Annotated in this window: 15 protein-coding genes; 7 read left to right on the plus strand and 8 right to left on the minus strand. The window is 44.8% G+C overall.

The window, feature by feature from the left end; genetic code table 11:
* Genes HYN46_RS05365 through HYN46_RS05375 form a run of 3 tightly spaced genes read right to left on the minus strand, consistent with a single transcriptional unit; the run spans position 1 to position 3,271 of the window.
* Positions 1 to 1,212: an SAM-dependent methyltransferase gene (locus HYN46_RS05365; RefSeq protein WP_114898426.1), complete on the minus strand. Its 1,212-nt coding sequence runs from the start codon at positions 1,210 to 1,212 to the stop codon at positions 1 to 3.
* Entirely contained in the window at positions 1,199 to 1,990 is a 792-nt protein-coding gene (locus HYN46_RS05370) for a DUF1365 domain-containing protein (RefSeq protein ID WP_114898427.1), read from the minus strand. The genes HYN46_RS05365 and HYN46_RS05370 overlap by 14 nt, the downstream gene beginning before the upstream one ends.
* 3 nt (positions 1,991 to 1,993) lie before the next feature.
* Positions 1,994 to 3,271 (minus strand): NAD(P)/FAD-dependent oxidoreductase, encoded by a 1,278-nt coding sequence (locus HYN46_RS05375; RefSeq protein ID WP_114900626.1) that lies wholly within the window; start codon positions 3,269 to 3,271, stop codon positions 1,994 to 1,996.
* Between the two features lie 127 nt (positions 3,272 to 3,398).
* Here HYN46_RS05375 and HYN46_RS05380 point away from each other — a divergent pair, with 127 nt between their 5' ends.
* On the plus strand, positions 3,399 to 4,007 hold the full coding sequence (locus tag HYN46_RS05380) for a TetR/AcrR family transcriptional regulator (RefSeq protein WP_114898428.1): 609 nt from the start codon (positions 3,399 to 3,401) through the stop codon (positions 4,005 to 4,007).
* 116 nt (positions 4,008 to 4,123) lie between these two features.
* Here HYN46_RS05380 and HYN46_RS05385 read toward each other — a convergent pair whose 3' ends face one another.
* Positions 4,124 to 7,330, minus strand: a complete 3,207-nt coding sequence (locus HYN46_RS05385) for an efflux RND transporter permease subunit (protein WP_114898429.1) — start codon at positions 7,328 to 7,330, stop codon at positions 4,124 to 4,126.
* A 168-nt stretch (positions 7,331 to 7,498) separates the two neighbouring features.
* Positions 7,499 to 8,671 carry an efflux RND transporter periplasmic adaptor subunit gene (locus tag HYN46_RS05390; protein ID WP_114898430.1) on the minus strand — a complete coding sequence of 391 codons (1,173 nt, stop codon included), beginning with the start codon at positions 8,669 to 8,671 and terminating at the stop codon, positions 7,499 to 7,501.
* Between the two features lie 716 nt (positions 8,672 to 9,387).
* Here HYN46_RS05390 and HYN46_RS05395 point away from each other — a divergent pair.
* Positions 9,388 to 11,001 (plus strand): flavin monoamine oxidase family protein, encoded by a 1,614-nt coding sequence (locus tag HYN46_RS05395; RefSeq protein WP_114898431.1) that lies wholly within the window; start codon positions 9,388 to 9,390, stop codon positions 10,999 to 11,001.
* An 11-nt stretch (positions 11,002 to 11,012) separates the two neighbouring features.
* The gene (locus HYN46_RS05400; protein ID WP_114898432.1) at positions 11,013 to 11,417 is read left to right on the plus strand and encodes a c-type cytochrome; all 405 of its coding nucleotides are present in this window, start codon (positions 11,013 to 11,015) and stop codon (positions 11,415 to 11,417) included.
* Positions 11,418 to 11,522: 105 nt separating this feature from the next.
* Here HYN46_RS05400 and HYN46_RS05405 read toward each other — a convergent pair whose 3' ends face one another.
* The 3 genes from HYN46_RS05405 to HYN46_RS05415 form a co-directional block, all read right to left on the minus strand.
* Complete coding sequence (locus HYN46_RS05405) at positions 11,523 to 14,135, minus strand: TonB-dependent receptor plug domain-containing protein (protein WP_210009395.1); 2,613 nt, start codon at positions 14,133 to 14,135, stop codon at positions 11,523 to 11,525.
* Between the two features lie 140 nt (positions 14,136 to 14,275).
* Complete coding sequence (locus tag HYN46_RS05410; RefSeq protein ID WP_228254900.1) at positions 14,276 to 14,821, minus strand: RidA family protein; 546 nt, start codon at positions 14,819 to 14,821, stop codon at positions 14,276 to 14,278.
* 387 nt (positions 14,822 to 15,208) lie between these two features.
* Positions 15,209 to 16,222: a sulfate ABC transporter substrate-binding protein gene (locus HYN46_RS05415; protein WP_114898433.1), complete on the minus strand. Its 1,014-nt coding sequence runs from the start codon at positions 16,220 to 16,222 to the stop codon at positions 15,209 to 15,211.
* A gap of 362 nt (positions 16,223 to 16,584) precedes the next feature.
* Here HYN46_RS05415 and HYN46_RS05420 point away from each other — a divergent pair, with 362 nt between their 5' ends.
* The 4 genes from HYN46_RS05420 (at position 16,585) to HYN46_RS05440 (ending at position 19,551) form a co-directional block, all read left to right on the plus strand.
* On the plus strand, positions 16,585 to 17,493 hold the full coding sequence (locus HYN46_RS05420) for a dienelactone hydrolase family protein (RefSeq protein ID WP_114898434.1): 909 nt from the start codon (positions 16,585 to 16,587) through the stop codon (positions 17,491 to 17,493).
* A gap of 469 nt (positions 17,494 to 17,962) precedes the next feature.
* The gene (locus HYN46_RS05430) at positions 17,963 to 18,448 is read left to right on the plus strand and encodes a rhodanese-like domain-containing protein (protein WP_114898436.1); all 486 of its coding nucleotides are present in this window, start codon (positions 17,963 to 17,965) and stop codon (positions 18,446 to 18,448) included.
* Between the two features lie 111 nt (positions 18,449 to 18,559).
* Positions 18,560 to 19,057 (plus strand): DUF6644 family protein, encoded by a 498-nt coding sequence (locus HYN46_RS05435; protein WP_114900629.1) that lies wholly within the window; start codon positions 18,560 to 18,562, stop codon positions 19,055 to 19,057.
* 20 nt (positions 19,058 to 19,077) lie between these two features.
* Positions 19,078 to 19,551, plus strand: a complete 474-nt coding sequence (locus HYN46_RS05440) for a hypothetical protein (protein WP_114898437.1) — start codon at positions 19,078 to 19,080, stop codon at positions 19,549 to 19,551.
* The last annotated feature ends 6 nt before the right edge of the window (positions 19,552 to 19,557 follow it).

A 19,557-nucleotide genomic window follows, 5' to 3' on the forward strand; every position in this document is an offset into this window, starting at 1 on the left:
CTAGTGTTTATGCAGCAGAAACTGATAGACATCGGTTTTTCCTTCATTGAAACCCGCTATGCAATACGCATAATAAAGTCGCCAGATTCGCTGGAAACGCTCATCAAATCCAAGTTGGCGGATAGTTTCTTCATGGTGATCAAATGCTTGGCTCCAGCGACGTAAAGTCTCTGCATAATCAAGTCCAAAGGCGTATTCTTCTTCGACCTCTAATCCAGCCATGACCGCATGACTTGCGAATCGCTCTGGACTAGGAAGCATCCCACCAGGGAAAATATATTGTTGAATAAAGTCAGTACTGCTGCGGTATTGTTCAAAGATTCTTTCATCAATGGTGATGGATTGAACTAAAGCTTTTCCGCCGAGTTTTAGATGCTTTGCGACAACCTCAAAATATTCAAGCCAGAAGCGCTCTCCGACCGCTTCAAACATTTCGATTGAGATCACGGCGTCATATTCACCCTGAATATCTCGATAATCACACAGTTCTAGAGATACCCAGTGATCAAGCTGTTGATCAATGATACGTTGCTTGGCGATAGCCAATTGTGAGGATGATATTGTAACGCCGTGGACGTAGATACCTTGTTTGGCGGCATGTTCGGCAAAGCCGCCCCAGCCGCAGCCAATCTCAAGTACGCGGTCGCCCGATTGCAGTTGTAGTGAATTAATGATTCGCTGGTACTTTGCGGTTTGTGCCTCTTGGAGTGTTTGGCTGTAGTCCCCTGCAAACACTGCGCTGGAATAAGTCCAGCTTGGGTCAAGCCAAAGTCCATAAAATTCATTGCCAATGTCATAATGCGCATGGATATTTTTTTTGCTGCCTTTACGGGTATTCGGGCGAAGTAAATGACGAATGCGATACCAGATTTTAGTGAGTCGCCCACCAGAGACGACTTGGCTTAGTGCGTTTTCATTACGGATGGCTAGTGTCAGTAGTGCAGTTAAATCAGGCGTATCAACCCAGCCAGCTTCGTAGCTTTCTGCAAATCCAATATCTCCAGCGCGAATAATACGGCTACATGCTCTCCAATCATTAATTTGTAAAGTTGCGCTGAGGGGCTGATGCAGCTCTCCAAATGTCAGCTTCTGACCTTCAGGTGTGATCACCAGTAAGTGGCCGCACTTCATGCGCGACAGGAGACTCAAAAAAACTTTTCCTGCGGTTGGGGTGCTTCGCGCAGCACTGGTCAATGTATTAGTTTGAGTCATTTTTATTCTCCTCTGACGTGCTGATACTGTATGCAGGTGATTCAGGTTTGCTAAAAAAAGGAACGCGTTTCAACCACAGTTTGAGTGCTTGCCAATGTATGCGGGCAACGATGCCGAAAGTTAATAAAGGATGTAATATCAAGGCTTTGAGTTGCTGCTTTGAGTTCATTATTTCAATGCTGCCGCTAATGGCTGTTTTGATCAGTAAGCCTTGTTCATCATGGTAATCAATGCTGGTAAACACGCTCTTGGAATTATCTCGAAAGCGGAATTGATAAAAGCCTTTGACTTCGCAGAATGGTGATACATGTAACTTTTTTGTGCAGATAATTTTATTATTTTGGTCGATGGCTCGATGGTTTTCGGCAGTCAGCAGATAGCGATGAGTTTCACCAAAGGTATTATTGACCTCAGCCAATACAGCACGTAGTGCGCCGCTACGGTCATAACAATGCCAAAAACTGACAGGATTAAATACAAAGCCAAAAACACGCGGGAAGGTTTGCAACCAAATTTCGCCATCGGCAATGATCTGCGCATCATGGAGTACTCCGCGCATCCAAGTCTCAAGGTTACTATCATCACGGGCGCCATAATCATGGGTCTGAAGGGATAGAAGTCTAAGACGATTGATGCCAAACCAGATTGAGTTGGTTTCTTGCAATCGTGCAAGGTTCAGCCGTACAAAAAAGACAGGATAGATAAATCGATGCTGGACAGGTCTGAGCCGTTCATGAATAACGCGACCCCAAATGAGTAATGCAGGTGCCTTTGTCATCACTTACACCTTTGCCCAAGGGGGAGAGATATTAAAATCAGCAACAACGCGGAGAGCAGATTTCAGTCCGTCTTCATGGAAGCCATAACCTGTCCAAGCACCGGCAAACCAAACCCGTTTTTTGCCTTGGATTGTTGGAAGTTGTTGTTGTGCCAGAATTGCAGCATGATCGAAAATGGGATGTTGATATTCAAACTGGGCCAATATTGAACTAGCTTGAGGGAGTTCAAATGGGTTAAGCGTTAGAATGACTGATGTTTGAAAGGGTAGATTTTGTAATTGATTGAGCCAATAGCTGACACAGACCGGTCTTTGCCCATCAACACGACGACCACCCAAATAATTCCATGCGGACCAGACCTTTTTACGCTTTGGCATTTGTTTGATATCTGTATGAAGAATTGCTGAGTTGGTCTGATAGCGCACGCTAGATAGGATTTTTCGCTCCGTTTCACTGGCATCGACAAGCATTTCTAGGGTCTGCGGTGCATGGGTTGCACACACGACCGAATCAAATTTTTCAATGCCTATATCACTTGTCACCAATACACCATCGTCTGTTCTTTCTATGCGGTGGACCTTCGTGTTTAGACGGTATTCTGAAATAGTATTTTTAATTTGATTGACATAGGCCCTGCCACCACCTTTGACGGTATGCCATTTAGGTCGGTCATTTACTTGTAGTAATGCATGGTTCAAACAGAACTGTAAAAAAGTACTCGCGGGGAACTGCAAAATATCTTGGGGGGAGCTCGACCAAATTGCTGCGGACATGGGTAACAAATAGCCATCTCGAAACATGGTGCTATAGTTGCCGTCATCTAAGAGTTGTCCCAATGTGGCACCAGAAATATTTACGACCGCTAGATGACTCTCTGCTGATCGATTAAATCGCAGGATATCCTTCAACATGATTAAGAATTGAGGTGATAAAAGGTTTTTCCTTTGAGCAAATACACTTCCGATATTCGTACCAGCCCACTCAAGTTCTCCATCATTAAGTGATACACCAAATGACATATCACTTTCATAACTTCGGGTGTTCAGTTCTGCAAGAAATGCAATAAAATTGGGGTAGGTCTGCTCATTAAAAACCAAGAATCCGGTATCAACAGGATGGGTTTGACCCTCTAATGTTACGTCGACTGTGTTGGTGTGCCCACCCAAATATCCTTCGGCCTCAAAAAGGATGACATCGTGAACACTGCTTAGAAAAAAAGCAGATGCTAGGCCAGAAATTCCTGAACCAATCACTGCAATACGCTGCCGACTTTGAATCATTACATCACCTGTTTGAATTATGAGGCTGACAACGATTTGGATGAATACATATCCATGAGACCGCTTCAGTGTTAACATTACTACTAATGCAACATAAAAGCTACTACATAGTATCGAGAATTTACTAATGAGTATTTTTGGTAAACTGAGTTTTAAAGATCAAGCATTTAAGCTTCGTGAGGATGCAATCCTTGATGCTGCTACGGCCATATTGGGCAACAAAGGATATGATCTGATGACGATGGATGATGTCGCTGGTGCGATAGGCATCTCCAAGCCTAGCTTATATAAGCACTTCAAATCCAAAGAGGAATTGGTTGGGGAGGCTTTGATTCGCTTGATTGATGGGGCGATTGATTATTTGGGGCAAATGGATGATCAACTCATGGCTTTACAAAAGTTATCATTGTTACTTGAGTGGGCTTTACGGGTAAGGCTCAATGGGGGAATTCCTTTTCTCCCTTCGACCAGTGCACATGTAAGAGATATGCTGATGCGCAATCTTAAATATGTCATGCGTGTTGTAAAGCTCAATGGTCAGTTAGAGGCATTGGTCGTTGATGCACAGAAACAGGGTGACCTGAGTCCCGATTTACCTAAGGATGTCATTCTATTTAGTTATTATGCGCGGACATGTGATCCTACTGTGGAATACTTACAGCAGTTCAGCAAGATGGAGCATGAAGATATTGTTAAGTATATGCTGTCAGTTGCTTTTCATGGATTTAAAGCTTAAGGCGATTAACGGTGAGATTAATCATTAAACTGAGTCGTTGTACATGTGATTAACTGGCCATGAGCACATGAAAAAAAAGCGCCTAATCTAGGCGCTTTTTTTCATCTCTTTAAAACCTAATGTGTTTGATCAACTTGATGCTCCGCACTGACAAACGCTTCAACATGTGGTGTCTGACCATGCAGTTTCAGTGGTTTGTTTCCTGTTAACGCGCGGAGAAGGACGTAGAACACAGGTGTTAGGAATAGACCAAAGAACGTCACACCAATCATCCCTGAGAACACAGCAACCCCCATCGCATGACGCATCTCTGAGCCTGCACCTGTTGAGAGCACTAAAGGCAGTACACCCATGACAAATGCTAATGATGTCATGAGAATCGGGCGTAACCGTAAGCGACTAGCCTCAACAGCAGCCTGTAACGGTGTTCGACCTGCAAACTCAAGTTCTCGCGCAAACTCGACAATCAGAATCGCATTTTTAGCGGATAGACCGACGAGGACAAAGAGACCAATCTGAGTAAACACATTGTTCTCACCATTTGATAGCCATACACCAGTCATCGCCGCCAAGATTCCCATCGGAATAATCAAGATAATCGACAACGGTAACGTCAAGCTCTCGTATTGTGCAGCAAGAACTAAGAACACCAGCAGTATGGACAGTGGGAAGACCCAAACTGCTGTATTACCCGCGATGATTTGCTGATAAGTCAATTCGGTCCACTCAAAACCAATCCCTTTCGGTAAGGTTTCCGCAGCGATACGTTTGACGGCATCTTGTGCTTGTCCAGATGAATATCCTGGTGCAGCACCGCCACTAATATCCGCAGATAAGAAACCGTTATAGCGCATAGCACGTTCAGGCCCAAAACTGGGTTTGATATTCATCACGGCAGACAACGGGATCATATCGCCATTCGCTGAACGGACTTTCAGTAAGCCGATATCTTCAGCTTTAGCACGGTAAGCTGCATCAGCCTGTACCCGTACAGAGTAGGTCCGTCCAAACTTATTAAAGTCATTGACGTATAAGCTACCGAGATAAATTTGCATCGTGTTAAAAATATCGGGTAGAGCAACACCCAATTGATTCGCCCGAGTTCGATCGACATCGGCAAAGAGTTGAGGCACATTGACTTGATAGCTTGAGAACAAGCCTGCTAACTCAGGTGCCTGACGCGCTTTGGTCAAGAACGCCTTGGTAGCGTCATCCATCGCGGCATAGCCGAGTGATGCACGGTCTTCCAACTGAAGTTTAAACCCACCAGTGGTACCTAGGCCTGGGACAGGCGGAGGTGGGAACATCAAGATAAATGCTTCAGGAATCGCACCAAACTTTTGATTGAGTTGACCTGCTATCCCAGCCGCACTCAATGCAGCTGTTTTACGTTCTGCGAAAGGCTTTAAAGTCACAAAGACGATGCCAGAGTTTGAGCTGTTGGTGAAGCCATTGATCGATAGTCCAGGAAACGAAACGGCACTTTCAACGCCAGGCATTTTTAAGGCGATATCGCCCATCTCGCGGATCACCTTTTCAGTTCGATCTAAGGTGGCACCATCAGGTAACTGTGCAAAGCCAATCAGATACTGTTTATCTTGGCCCGGCACGAAGCCATTAGGCACGATTTTGAATAAACCGACCACGGCAATCACTAGGATGAGATAAACACCCATCATGATGGCTTTGCGAGAAATAACGCGTTTAACCCCGCCGCTATAGGCGGTTGCCCCGCGAGCAAATAAGCGATTAAAGCCACGGAATAACCAGCCTAGATATTTGTCCATCCAGCGGGTGAGTGCATCTTTCGGCTCATCGCGACCTTTTAACAACATCGCAGCAAGTGCAGGGGAAAGCGTCAGCGAGTTAAAGGCAGAGATGATCGTCGACATGGCAATCGTGAGGGAAAACTGTTTATAAAATTGCCCGGTCAGACCACTGATAAAGGCGAGTGGTACAAACACTGCGATCAGTACAAGGGCAATTGCAATAATCGGTCCTGATACTTCACGCATCGCACGATAAGTCGCATCACGTGGGGATAAGCCCGCCTCGATGTTTCGTTCGACGTTTTCAACAACCACGATCGCATCATCGACCACAATCCCGATTGCAAGCACCAGTCCGAACAGACTCAGCGCATTGATGGAAAAGCCAAAGATATGCATCACGGCAAAGGTACCAATCACTGAAATCGGTACAGCCAGCAATGGGATAATCGATGCACGCCATGTCTGCAGGAAGAGAATAACAACGAGCACCACGAGGGCAATCGCCTCAAGCAGTGTATGAATCACAGCCTCAATTGATGCGCGGACAAACTGGGTTGGGTCATAAACGATCTTGTAGTCCATACCCTCTGGCATATTCTTCTTCAACTCCGCCATGGTTTTACGGACATTATCAGAAATCTGAATAGCGTTGGACCCAGGGGCTTGGAAGATTGGAATCGCGACAGCTGATTTATTATCTAGCAATGAGCGAAGAGCGTATTCTGAGGCGCCAAGCTCAATGCGAGCAATGTCTTTAAGACGTGTCACCGCACCTGTATTGCTGGTTTTCACAATGATATCGCCAAACTCTTCTTCATTTTGCAAGCGACCTTGCGCATTGATCGAGAGCTGAGTGTCGACGCCAGCAAGGCTAGGGGATGCACCAATCACACCGGCAGCCGCTTGAATGTTTTGAGCACGAATAGCTGTGACAACATCATTGGCAGACAGACCCACGGCAGCAATTTTTTGAGGATCAAGCCAGACACGCATTGCGTAATCGCCTGAACCAAATAGTCCCACTTCGCCCACACCTTCGACGCGTGCGAGTTGATCTTTCACATTAAGCACGGCGTAGTTACGCAGATAGGTCATGTCATAGCGGTTATTCGGCGACAATAAATGCACGACCATGGTCAGGTCTGGGGAACTCTTGATGGTGGTTAGACCGAGTTGGCGTACTTCTTCAGGTAAGCGTGCTTCAGCTTGCGAGACTCGATTTTGGACGAGCTGTTGGGCTTTGTCTGGATCGGTTCCCAGTTTGAAGACCACATTGAGTGTCATCAATCCATCGGTCGTCGCTTGGCTGCTCATATAGAGCATCCCTTCAACCCCATTTATCGACTCTTCAAGTGGTGTCGCAACCGTCTCGGCAATAACTTTAGGGTTAGCACCCGGATAGTTTGCTCGTACGACAACGGTGGGCGGGGACACTTCAGGATATTCAGAAATAGGCATCACTCGCAGCGCGAGTAATCCCGAGATAAAAATCAATAGTGACAAAACACCCGCAAAGATTGGGCGGTCAATAAAGAATTTAGATAAATTCATAGCGATAAGCCTAAGCGTAATATTTCATTAAATAGAGTCAACGCAACATGTGAAGCAATGTTTTATAAACCGTAAAATGCAAAAGTCTCTCATGACCGGCATGTCGTGCTGGTCATGGAGTAATTTCTACGAGCGTGAAAAATCAGAGCATCTTAAAGACAGATACCATTAAGTCTCTGTTTTCATCGGAACCATTTGCGGGGCAATTAACGCACCTGGTTGCACGCGTTGCACGCCGTTGACCACAATGCGATCACCGACTTGGAGTCCCGAGCTGACAATGCGGAGGCCATCTACTGCGGTGCCCAATGTCACTTCACGATATTCCGCTTTGTTGCTGGAGTTAACGACAAAAACGAATTTCTTATTTTGATCAGTCCCGACCGCGCGCTCATTGATGAGGAGTGCTGGTTGAGTATGCGGCTGGCCCATACGTAATCTTGCGAACTGACCCGCAAGCAAACGACCATCAGCATTATCAAAGACAGCACGGACACGAACAGTGCCACTTTTAACATCCACTTGATTATCAACCAGTTGTAGATGTCCTTTAAAAGGCGTGTCACTCGTTGCAGCAGTGCCCATCTGAATAGGAACGCTTGACAGCGCAGCGGTTGAGTTTGCCGGTAAGTCATTCAACACTTGGGTGACCACACGCTCGTCGGCATCAAAACTGCCATAAATCGGATTCACGGAGACCAATGTGGTCAGAACAGGAGATACGTTGTCGATTAATACCGAGTTGCCTGCGGTAATCTCTAACCGACCAACACGACCACTCACAGGTGCACGAACTTGTGTATAGCCTAAGTTCAATTGAGCGGTTTGAAGCGCTGCTTGAGCACTGCGTAAGCTGGCATCCGCTGCATTTTTCGCATTGATGCTCGAGTCGAGATCTCGCTGAGCAATGGCTTGGACAGGAATCAGTTGACGGGAGCGTTCTAATTCGCTTTTGGTAAATGTTGCTTGAGCCTGAGCCGAGGCTACCTGAGCTTCTGCACTTTTTACCGCAGCGATAAAGGGTGCAGGATCGATTGTGATCAGAAGGTCGCCCTTTTTAACCAGAGCACCTTCGCGGAAGTGTACTGATTGAATTGTTCCAGCGACGCGTGAGCGAATGTCCACACGATCAACCGCCTCAAGGCGACCTGAGAATTCATTCCAAATAGTGACATTGCTTTCTGCAACTGTTGCAACGGAGACAGGGGTAGCTTGTGGTGCAGCCGCTGCAGTGCCAGTCGCTGCCTTTGTATCGCATCCTGAAAGACCAATGCTAGTCATTGCAATCAGGGTAATGGTGGCAAGCCATAGCGGATGCACACGAAATAACGTCGGTTTCATGATTTTTTCCTAGTTTAAACGGTAGTGCGGATAGATGTATTGGATAGATGTTGTTGAAAATATTGTGAGTAATAAAAGGGTATCGTTAGAAGTTTGATTGATTCTGTATCGATTGATATGTAATATATACAGCTCAAGAATCATCGTCAAGCATATTTGTATCGATTGATATAAAATAATTAAACGAACATCAATTTTAAAAAGAAATTACTTAGATTGGATGCTAAGAAGAAAGATGAATGCCACATAAGTGCGGAAAGAGGTTTTTTAATCGCTATTTTTAATATTTTTTCTGTGTGCTTCACTATAGCCTGACCAGATTGCATTTTGATGACCAAGTTGAACCTTTTGGTGCGATCTGGATTGAGCGGTAAAATAAAATAAAATATTTTTATTATCAAATACTTGGCCTGTACTTGATGGCGCATAATGAAAAATTATAACTTAAAATTTTATAAAACGATTCTATCCTAATAAATATTAGTTTTATTAAACAACCACTTATATTAATTATAGATAACGTTATTAACTATGGCACATCAATTGCTTAGATAGACCATGTACGAGGTTTAAGTCGTATCTGCATCAAAATTTTCTCCTTAAATTTGACCTGTTGCTATGTCACGGACATGGGTTAAGTTCGCAGTGAACCATGAATTTTGTGAGGTGCTTTTAAGCATCTGGTCTCGATAGTCTGTCTAATCATTGGGGTAGTCATGACAAATAAAGTGAGTGATTCAATCTATGCCTCTTTCGGCCCGAGCCGTCGGGAATTTTTAGCGAAAGCATTGGCTGTTGGCGGTAGTGGGTTTCTGTTGGCGAATATGAAGGCGTGGGGCATGGATATCGCCTCCACTCAAGATACGCCACCGATGTTACAGGGCAGTGGACAAGGTAAGACGATTGTTATTCTCGGTGCTGGCGTGGCGGGTATGACCGCAGCTTATGAGCTTAGCAAAATTGGCTATACCTGCAAGGTGATCGAAGCTCGATCTTTTGCAGGTGGGCGCTGTCAAACTGCTCGTAAGGGTAAGGTGCTTGAGGAACTTGGCGGAGAGAAGCAAACGTGCACCTTTGAAGAGGGGCAATACATTAATTTTGGGCCATGGCGTATTCCGTTCAATCATCATTCTACGCTGCACTACACGCGTGAGTTTGGGGTACCTCTAGAGCTGTTCAATAATGACAATGATGCTGCTTATGTGTATAGCGAAAACACCAAGAGCGCGCTGACTGGACGTCGCTTGCGGATGTTTGAGGTGAAGGCAGACATGCGTGGTTATGTGGATGAGCTGCTGGCCAAGTCTCTGAAAAAAGGCATTATGGATCAACAAGTCACAGCAGACGATAAAGCCCTGTTGATCGACTATCTGGTGAATGAAGGCTATCTTTCTAATAAAGATCTTACCTATCGTGGAACTGAAGGTCGGGGCTTTAAAGTACAGCCTGGTCCTGGGATGTCACCTGGCCCCGGAGTCCCATCCGATCCACTTGGTTTTTCTGATCTATTGAAGTCTAAGCTCGGACATATGTATCACTCTGTGAGTGAGTTCACCCAGCAAGCCACGATGCTACAGCCTGTGGGGGGGATGGATCAAATTGCCAAAGCATTTGAAAAGCGCGTCGGAAAAATGATTCAGTATCAGACTGAAGTCACTAACATCGTTAATCTGGCAGATAAGGTTGAGGTTCATATCAAAGACACGGCAACGGGCGTTGCCAGTAAGGTTACGGGTGATTTCTGTTTATGCACAATTCCTTTATCTGTGTTGGGTCAGGTCGAAAATAATTTCTCTGAAAAATTTAAAACCGCACTGCAAGGCGCCGCCTATGAGCCAGTCGGTAAGATCGGTTTGCAAATGAGCAATCGCTTTTGGGAAACGGGTCATGGCATCTATGGCGGACATATCCTGAATGACATTAAAGGCATTAATCTGATTTCAGTGCCGTCCAGTAATTGGCAAGGCAAGAAAGGTACGCTACTTGGCTACTATAACTTTGCCACCGATGCAGCAGAAATCAGCGCACTCAGCCTAAAAGAGCGTGCTGATTATGCGCTAGCCGCAGGCGAGAAAATATTTCCGGGTGAATATACCAAGTCATTCGAATCTGCATTTTCCGTAGCGTGGCACCGCGTGAAATATAATCTTGGCGGCTGGGCAACGTGGAGTGAAGAAACGCGCGCGAATGCGTATCCAGTCTTGGTTGAAGGAGAGGGACGTACTTTATTGGCTGGAGAACATATGAGCTATCTGGGTGGCTGGCAGGCTGGTGCAATTGAGTCGGCTTGGCAGCAAATTGAACGTATCCATAAACGTTTATCAGCATAAGGAGCTCTAAGATGAAGTCAATGGTCAGCAAGTCACTGTGGGTTGCGCTCATCGCATTCAGTGCTGGTGCACATGCGGAGTCCATGTCAGGTAAAGATGTGTTTAGCAAGAATTGCGCAGCATGCCATATGGCGACAGGTACGGGAATTCCCGGTGCATTTCCAGCGCTCAAAGGTAGTAAGTTTGTTTTAGGTGATGCCAATGCTGTGGTTTCAACCGTACTGAAGGGTAGAGGGGGGATGCCAACTTTTGCAGCATCATTGGATGACGACAAGCTTTCTGCCGTGGTCAGTTATGTTCGCCAATCTTGGGGTAATCAGGCCAGTGCGGTCACTGTGCAGGATGTTAAAACGATCCGCGCCAATACCAATGCCATGAAAGTGGTCAAGAAAGAGCAACCGACAAACATTCATTGATCAAATTGAAGTCATAAAAAAAACTGCTTTATGCAGTTTTTTTTATGACTTCAATTTGTGTTTAAAGGTGCAGCGCATCAGAAATGGACACGCTGCGCATTGTGATTAGAACGTGTAATTCAGGCGTGCATAGTAGTAACCGCCGTTAATTCCAAACGGAGAGAAGCTTGGGTAAACCGTCACTGCAGCATTGTCCAAAGCTGCACGTTGCGCTGCTAATAGCTCTGAACTGACCTTGTTCGGGTATTGATTGAAGAGGTTGTTTGCACCTAGCGTCACAGTGACTGACTTGGTGACTTTGTTAGAGACTTCTAAGTCGGTAATGATCTTCGGTTTGATTTTAGTCTCATAATAAGCACTACCATCTTCGCTACCGAATTCTGATGACGCGCCGTAGAATGATTCACGTAGATTGATTGACCAAGGACCGACTTTCCACAAGGCGCCGAAATTGACGCGGGATTTAGGTGAGGCGGTTTCGAGGTCAGAGATAGCCACTTTATCGAGTAGTGTTTGCGGCAGAAGCTGGCTAGGGGCTTGGTTGATTTTAGTGACATCAACTTGGTTGTAGTTACCAGCCAGTGACCAGTCTACGCGACCATAGTCGCCATAGTCGCTTGAGTAGGTAAAGACGAGTTCTGCTCCCCGATTACGCGTGTTGACTGCGTTTGAGAAAATATTAATCCCGGTTTGGGTGACTGTTGGATCAAGGGCATTGCCATTGGCAAGGATGGCTGCGGTAACCGCAGGAGAATTAATTGAACCGCCTGAACCATAGAGTGCTCCACTGCCTACGATGCGATCACGAATGTTAATCTGGTAAGCATCTAAGGTGATGGTGGCTTTAGGGATTGGCTTAAAGACAAAACCAAAACTATAGTTCTGTGATTTTTCCGCTTTTAGACCATTCACACCAACCAATGCGGCACCAGGTGAATTTGGCGCGAGTTGCACAAAAGCAGAAGTTGGGGAGACGTTGGTTGCTGAGTAGTATTCTTCAGCCAATGTTGGGGCGCGGAAACCATTACTGATGGTACTGCGGAAGGCAATTTCTGGGGTGAAGTCATAACGCCCTGTGATTTTACCAATTCGAGCACTGCCAAAGTCACTATAATTTTCGTAGCGACCTGCAATGTCCAGCTTTAACTTATCGATCGGTGAACCTGAGACATCGACATACAGCGATTTATTATTGCGATTATGATCGCCAGCGTCAGTTAATAAGAATCCAGGGTAAGATTGGGAGCCTTCTTTATAGCGTGAACCAGGATCACCGGCACCAATTTCATAGCCATCTCTACGGTATTCTGCTCCAAACGCTACGTTGATGGGTGTTTTAAAGCCCACATCAAATTCACGACTTAAATCCAAGTTGGTCGTCCATTGGGTCGCAGTAAACTCGCCAGCATGGAAATCAAGGGGAGTGGAGCCTGTATCGTTATACAGAGAAACGTTACCACTATCGGCAACGCCAATGGACGAGTTGTCACGGCCATAAGTCGTACTTAAGTCCCAGTTCCATGCATCCAGAATTTTTCCTTTAATACCCGTTGTGACGCCAAAGTCTTTTTCACTGATCGTTTCTTTAGGACTGAAGCCAAGTGGGTAAATGGCAGGTAAACGGTTCGGCATGCGATAGTTTTCGAATGCGTTGGCGGTTTTTTCACCATAGGTTGCAAAGCTGTAGAGCTCAGTGTCATTGCCGAAATCATAGCCAGCATTGACTGAGAAAATGTTCAAATGATAGGCAGCATCCCCAGAGATGTGATTCACATAAGGATAATCCCCAGCACTGGTTAGCATGGGCATTTTATTTAGGTTAGCATTATCGATGACGCGTGGGTCAATGCCACCGCGATCACTACGGCCGTGAAATTTAGTTTCAGCCGTGACGTTGACATAACTGGCGTCATTAGGTGCAAAGCCAGCATTGACTGAGGCATCTCCTGTTCTACCGCCACCATCAAAGTATTGCCCGCCAGTGGTTGAGAAGCTGCCCCCTGATGTATCTTTTTTAAGGATGATGTTCACAACGCCGGCAATCGCATCAGTGCCGTATTGAGCTGCCGCACCATCTTGCAATACTTCGATATGATCAATTGCAGAGACGGGGATAAAGTTTAAGTCCGCTGCGGCACCACCCTGATAAGGTCCACCAAGTACGGCTAAGTTTGAGGTGGTATGACGACGCTTGCCATTGATTAGAACCAAGGTGTCGTTGGGGCTTAGACCTCTTAATCGTGCCGAAAGCGTTAGGTTAGCGGTGTCACCCCCAAAGGCTTGTGCCGTAAAAGAAGGCATATTTTGCGCCATGGCCTGAATCAGATCCGGCTGTCCAGTGCGCTTTAAGGTATTGGAATCCAACACCTGAATTGGTGACGCACTGTCAACGGCTTTTAAGCCACCACTACGGCGAGTACCGGTGACGATCATTGCATCTACTTTATCAGGTGTCGTAGCAACTTTGACTACAGGTGTTGTCGTGGTGGACGTCTCGGGTGCGACTGCTGCTGTATCTGTGGGTGTGTCAGCCATTGCTGAGCCGGACTGTAGTGCCAAGAGGAGTACGCCGCCTGATACAAAAAATTGCAGAGGCGCAGATTTACCTTTTTTTAACAGATTAGGATTGCTCATTTGAGCCTGAGTAATCGCTTGAGATAACTTGGATCGGATCGGTAAGCGTGAGTGTTTAGAGAAACTACGAATGATCGTTAACATGGGTATAACTCCTATGAGTCCTATAAGCTTTATGAAATCGAAGATGCAAGGCGCCATAACCCGCAGCATTCAATGCTTTGCATGCGGATTAGTTTTAGAACAGGTACTTTTAGAGGTGAAGCAGACGCAGCTCCGGCGTCTTATTTCTTAGATTTTTTGGGTGGGGGAGTGACCACCTTCGCTGCAGTCATTTCGATTTCGAGTAATCCACCGGGCATGGGCAATGCAGCGACCTGTAGAGCCGTACGCACGGGTTTGTTTGGTTGATCTGGACTACCGAAATATTGACTATAGGCAGCGTTAAGGCCATTGAAGTCCATCTTACCGTCCAGTTTGGGATCGCCGACGAGAAAAACGTTGACCTTTACAACATCACTTAAGGTCAGTCCTTCATTGGCTAGAAGTTTCTCAATCTTTTTGATAATGGAGGTGGCTTGAGTCTGCGTGTCACCATACGCTTCTATGGAACCTTTAGGAGCGTCTGGATTGCTCACATCTGCCAGCGTTCCGCTGATAAAGGTGATTTTAGTGTTTGCTGGAATGCTGACTGCAAGTGAAATCGGGAAGGTTGAGTTAGGAATACCGGTCCGCTTAATTTCATCAGCATGAGTAACTGTTGTGGCAAATTGCAATGCCAACAACATGAAGCCTGTCATGAAACCCGAAGAGAGTGGAAATAAACGCATACAAAAATGGCTCCAATGTTCAGTTAGTCAATTAACGTGGAAACAACAGAAAACCGCTTGAAACTTACCTTCTTACTTCTATTTGTAATTAAAGCAATATGTGTGCCAAAATTAATATTAAATAATTTTTAATTATTGAGTTGATGCAATTATTTGTATTTACTAGATAAGATGTATTTTATTTTGTCTGAGTGGTTGGGAAAGTTTGAGAAAGCAATTGGATAAATTTACATGAACAATGACTTCTGAATGAAGTGTACTGATTATTGTGCGTTCAGTTGAATGACATGTTTTTTTATAGTGCAATAGGATTGTCATAAAGCATGATGCAATAATCCTTTGCCATTAAATCCAGCGAAAGCGTACGCTTTCGCTGGAGCGTTGCATTTATTTCTTTGATTGTACTTCTGCGATGATTTGATCAAACACACCATTATCCGCAAAGTGAGTTGCTTGAGTTTTGGTCCAGCCGCCAAATTCGTCATTGATAGTAAATAGCTTCAACTTTGGAAACTTGCTGGCATATTTTGCTGCAACTTTTGGATCAATGGGACGATAGAAGTTTTTAGCTGCGATTTCCTGCCCTTCAGGTGAGTACAAGTGATTTAAGTATTCTGTCGCCACTTTACGTGTGCCATGTTTATCGACATTTTTATCCACGAGTGCAACAGGTGGCTCGGCCAAAATAGAAATGGGCGGTGTAATGATGTCTACTTTATCTGGCCCAAGTTCTTTGACAGCAAGATATGCTTCATTTTCCCAAGTAATCAAAACATCACCAATACCACGTTCTAAGAATGTCGTAGTTGAACCACGTGCGCCTGAGTCGAGCACTTTCACATTGCCATATACTTTTTTGACAAACTCGCGCGCACTAGCATCGGTGCCGCCTGGAAGCTTCTTGGCATAGCCCCAAGCCGCCAGGTAGTTCCAACGAGCGCCGCCAGATGTTTTGGGATTAGGGGTAATCACTTCGACGCCTGGCTTGGTTAAGTCATTCCAATCTTTAATGCCCTTAGGATTTCCTTTGCGGACGAGAAACACAATAGTTGAGGTATAAGGTGTAGAACCGTGTTGAAATTTCTTTTGCCAATCTTTGGTCAGTAACCCTTGATCCGCAATTGCATCGATGTCATAGGCCAGTGCAAGGGTTACAACATCTGCTTCTAAACCATCAATCACAGAACGGGCTTGCTTGCCTGAGCCGCCATGAGAAGCTTTAACGGTGACATCTTCACCGGTTTTGTTTTTCCAGTATTTAGAGAATACGCCATTGTATTCTTGGTATAACTCGCGGGTAGGGTCATAAGAGACATTGAGAATACTAGTTTCAGCCCAAGTGACGCTGCTCATGGCCAAGCCCAGTGTCGCGACTAGGATGGCCAAACGATTTTTTTTCATGTTGAAACACTCAAATATAGACATTGGAGCGCAGAGACTAGCGACTATATTATGAACAATGAAATAAAATAAAATGCATAAGTTATTGATGAAATAGAAAAAGTAAAAATCAACAGTTCAGTGTTTAGAAGTCATCATGAAGCGTGTCAGGATTGTTTAAAAATCAACAAAAATGGGATCATTTTCGAGAGTTTATCTGATTCGAAAACCCATAAAAGCGGCTAGATAACATAAAAAAAGATAAGATTTACAGGAGTATGTTCTGAATCTGAAGTGTGAATCTCTGTGATTATTGAATGAATGGCATGCGGTATGCATTTTTAAGAAAAATTGTTTTATTCAACCATGCTTAAGGATCATCTATGCCAAACGATCATTCAATTCGAAAAACAGCGTCAGATTTTCCTCCTGAGGTACTTGAGCTGTTTGACCGCTATGTTCATGGCGGCATTAGTCGACGTGGTTTTCTAGAAAAAGCGGGCAAGTATGCGCTTGCAGGTGCTACAGCGACAGGGTATTTGGCTGCTTTAAGTCCGAACTTTGCACTGGCTCAGCAAGTTGCTGAAGATGATGTACGCATCAAAACGTCTTTCGAAGAGTTTCCATCGCCCAATGGTTATGGCAAGTTACGTGGTTATCTTGCAAAACCAGCAAAGGCTTCCACTCAAAAACGGCCTACAGTGCTTGTCGTTCATGAGAATCGGGGTCTAAATCCTCATATTGAAGATATTACCCGCAGACTTGCATTGGCCAATTTTATTGCTTTTGCACCTGATGCTTTATTCCCTTTAGGAGGCTATCCGGGCGATGAAGATAAAGCGCGTGAGTTATTTCCAAAATTAGATCAGTCAAAAACAAAAGAGGACTTCCTCGCTGCTGCCGATGTACTGAAGAAACTCCCTGACGGCAATGGTCATGTGGGTGTGGTGGGTTTTTGCTATGGTGGGGGGATTGCAAACTTCTTGGCGACACGAATAAATGATTTGGGTGCTGCAGTTCCATTTTATGGGGCGCAACCTCCAGCAGAAGATGCCGCTAAGATTAAAAGTCCTTTGCTTTTACATTATGCAGGCCAAGATGAGCGGATCAATGCCGGATGGCCGGCCTATGAAGCGGCACTGAAAGCTGCACATGTCAAATATGAGGCTTACATTTACCCTAATGTACAACACGGCTTTAATAATGACACTACGCCACGATTTGATGAGACTGCTGCAAAGTTGGCGTGGGATCGAACTATTGCGTTCTTTGAAAAAAACTTACGAACCTGACTTGGGCAGTCAATCCCTTTAATGACGTGATTGGCTGTTTTCAAGCAGCGCTGTATAGCACATCCCTCCGTATTTCTACCGAGGGATTTTTTATATCCCAAATAGCATCAAACTGAATGCTGAAATTAATCCATCGTCGTTGCTGATAAAGCATCACACCCATTGAGTGGTAATGTTGAGTATTAAACATTCTTTGTTGCATCCCAAACATCAGTATGCATTGGATTCTTATCATGCTAAGTGATATAGAATAATATTTAAATTGGTTTAACATTAAATAAATTTAAATCAATTATTTAGTTTGTCCGTTTGAATTAAATATTGCTGCTGTTATCTCAAAAAATAAGCTGGCACAAGGCATGCAACGCTGGAGTACGTATCGCAAAAATAACCGGTCTGCTTTTGACGTTCTTTTTATTTTGCGAACCAGCTTTTGATTGTTTCATGACTTAATTTTGAGAGTATTGCTATGAATAAATTTTCCCCTATCGTTTTATCTGTATTAATCAGTGTTGTTACAGGTCATGCATTAGCTGCAGATGCAGACGCTGCAAAACCGCAACAACCTGCTGAACATGCATACACTGCAAAATCACCGAAACTTAATCGTGCCCAGATCGATGCACTGCTTGCCCAACCAGAGAAGTTGGTCATCGTTGATGTTCGTCGTCCAGATGAATTATCCAGTGTTGGCGCTTTCCCTGCCTATTTGAACATTCAAGCTAAAGATCTGGAAAATCGTCTTGCTTATATCCCTAAAGACCGTTCGGTTGTGACGGTATCTAATCATGCGGGTCGTGCAGGCCCAGCGGCAGACTTTTTAGCAAGTAAAGGCTTCAAAGTCGCTGGCGCAATTGGCGTACAGGATTATGAAGCTGAAGGCGGTACTTTGATCAAAGTGACGAAGCCACAACCTAAGCCATCTGCTGATGCAAGTGCGAAGGCTGCGCAATAATTTTATTAAAGCCGATCGCTTAAAAAAGGATGGGTGAGGCGGACCTTAGACTTAGAAAAGAGGTCCGCTTGATCACATCAACGTATAACGATTAACTATGTGAATAAAGCCATGTCTCAGCTTATTGAATATGCTCAACGTATCGAAGATTCTCAGCTTGCTACAGCATTGCATGAATCTCTGTATGCCTTTCCCCTACTTGAGGGTACCCATCTTCTCGGTCTTGCTTTGTCCGTTGGACTTTTGGCAATCATCGATTTGCGATTGTTAGGGCTCATTTTGACAGATATCCCTAAGGAGCAATTATTAAAGCAATTAAGACCATGGGTGCTATGGGGATTCGTGGGGGCCTTTCTGACCGGTATTGTTCTACTGGCTTCAGAAGCCGCAAGCATTCTATCGAGTCCACCTTTTGCATTTAAGTTGCTCTTCATTCTTTTAGCCGGCATCAACGCGGTTATTTTTGAGTTTAAAGCGGTTAGGGCTTGGATTTTCAAAGGGGCGGATAGCGTATCGCGTGATAAATGGGCTGGTGGAATTTCTTTAGGGCTGTGGTCTCTCGTGATTATCTCGGGACGCTTAATTCCTTATTTTATTCCACATGGTTGATTGAGCAGGAGTAAATCATTATGAGTACATTGGATATCGTTCATGCTTACGAGAAAAGCCCTTTAGGCCAGTTTTTTATCAGTATTGATAATGTATGGGTCATTATTTTCCAGATTGTTCATGTTTTCAGTATTTTGACGGTCTTGACCGCAATCATTGTATTGGCTTTCCATGCTTTGGGATTGTTGCCCATTGGGGAGAGTAACGAGCGCCTAGGGAAGCTTTTTTTTAAGGTGACATGGATTGGCGTTATTGGTGCAATCGTCAGTGGCAGCTTATTGTTTTTGACGAGTGCAACGCACTATTTTACCAATCGTGCTTTTCCGATTAAATTGATTTTATTGGTAGGTGCAATTGTCGTGCAGTTTGTCATTTTTAAACGTTTTTTTCTGCGCAAGCCGTCTTATTTTCTTTCAACCAAAGTGGTTGCCGTACTTTCGGTTTTTCTTTGGTTCGCGACGGGTTTTGCGGGCCGCGCGATTGGATTTGTATGAGGCCAA

This window comes from Aquirhabdus parva (assembly GCF_003351745.1).
Classification (GTDB): domain Bacteria; phylum Pseudomonadota; class Gammaproteobacteria; order Pseudomonadales; family Moraxellaceae; genus Aquirhabdus; species Aquirhabdus parva.

Excerpts from the sequence above, each read along its gene's own strand:
- HYN46_RS05365 (WP_114898426.1), bottom strand. The coding sequence starts at position 1,212 with ATGACTCAAACTAATACATTGACCAGTGCTGCGCGAAGCACCCCAACC.
- HYN46_RS05370 (WP_114898427.1), bottom strand. The coding sequence starts at position 1,990 with ATGACAAAGGCACCTGCATTACTCATTTGGGGTCGCGTTATTCATGAA.
- HYN46_RS05375 (WP_114900626.1), bottom strand. The coding sequence starts at position 3,271 with ATGATTCAAAGTCGGCAGCGTATTGCAGTGATTGGTTCAGGAATTTCT.
- HYN46_RS05380 (WP_114898428.1), top strand. The coding sequence starts at position 3,399 with ATGAGTATTTTTGGTAAACTGAGTTTTAAAGATCAAGCATTTAAGCTT.
- HYN46_RS05385 (WP_114898429.1), bottom strand. The coding sequence starts at position 7,330 with ATGAATTTATCTAAATTCTTTATTGACCGCCCAATCTTTGCGGGTGTT.
- HYN46_RS05390 (WP_114898430.1), bottom strand. The coding sequence starts at position 8,671 with ATGAAACCGACGTTATTTCGTGTGCATCCGCTATGGCTTGCCACCATT.
- HYN46_RS05395 (WP_114898431.1), top strand. The coding sequence starts at position 9,388 with ATGACAAATAAAGTGAGTGATTCAATCTATGCCTCTTTCGGCCCGAGC.
- HYN46_RS05400 (WP_114898432.1), top strand. The coding sequence starts at position 11,013 with ATGAAGTCAATGGTCAGCAAGTCACTGTGGGTTGCGCTCATCGCATTC.
- HYN46_RS05405 (WP_210009395.1), bottom strand. The coding sequence starts at position 14,135 with ATGTTAACGATCATTCGTAGTTTCTCTAAACACTCACGCTTACCGATC.
- HYN46_RS05410 (WP_228254900.1), bottom strand. The coding sequence starts at position 14,821 with ATGCGTTTATTTCCACTCTCTTCGGGTTTCATGACAGGCTTCATGTTG.
- HYN46_RS05415 (WP_114898433.1), bottom strand. The coding sequence starts at position 16,222 with ATGAAAAAAAATCGTTTGGCCATCCTAGTCGCGACACTGGGCTTGGCC.
- HYN46_RS05420 (WP_114898434.1), top strand. The coding sequence starts at position 16,585 with ATGCCAAACGATCATTCAATTCGAAAAACAGCGTCAGATTTTCCTCCT.
- HYN46_RS05430 (WP_114898436.1), top strand. The coding sequence starts at position 17,963 with ATGAATAAATTTTCCCCTATCGTTTTATCTGTATTAATCAGTGTTGTT.
- HYN46_RS05435 (WP_114900629.1), top strand. The coding sequence starts at position 18,560 with ATGTCTCAGCTTATTGAATATGCTCAACGTATCGAAGATTCTCAGCTT.
- HYN46_RS05440 (WP_114898437.1), top strand. The coding sequence starts at position 19,078 with ATGAGTACATTGGATATCGTTCATGCTTACGAGAAAAGCCCTTTAGGC.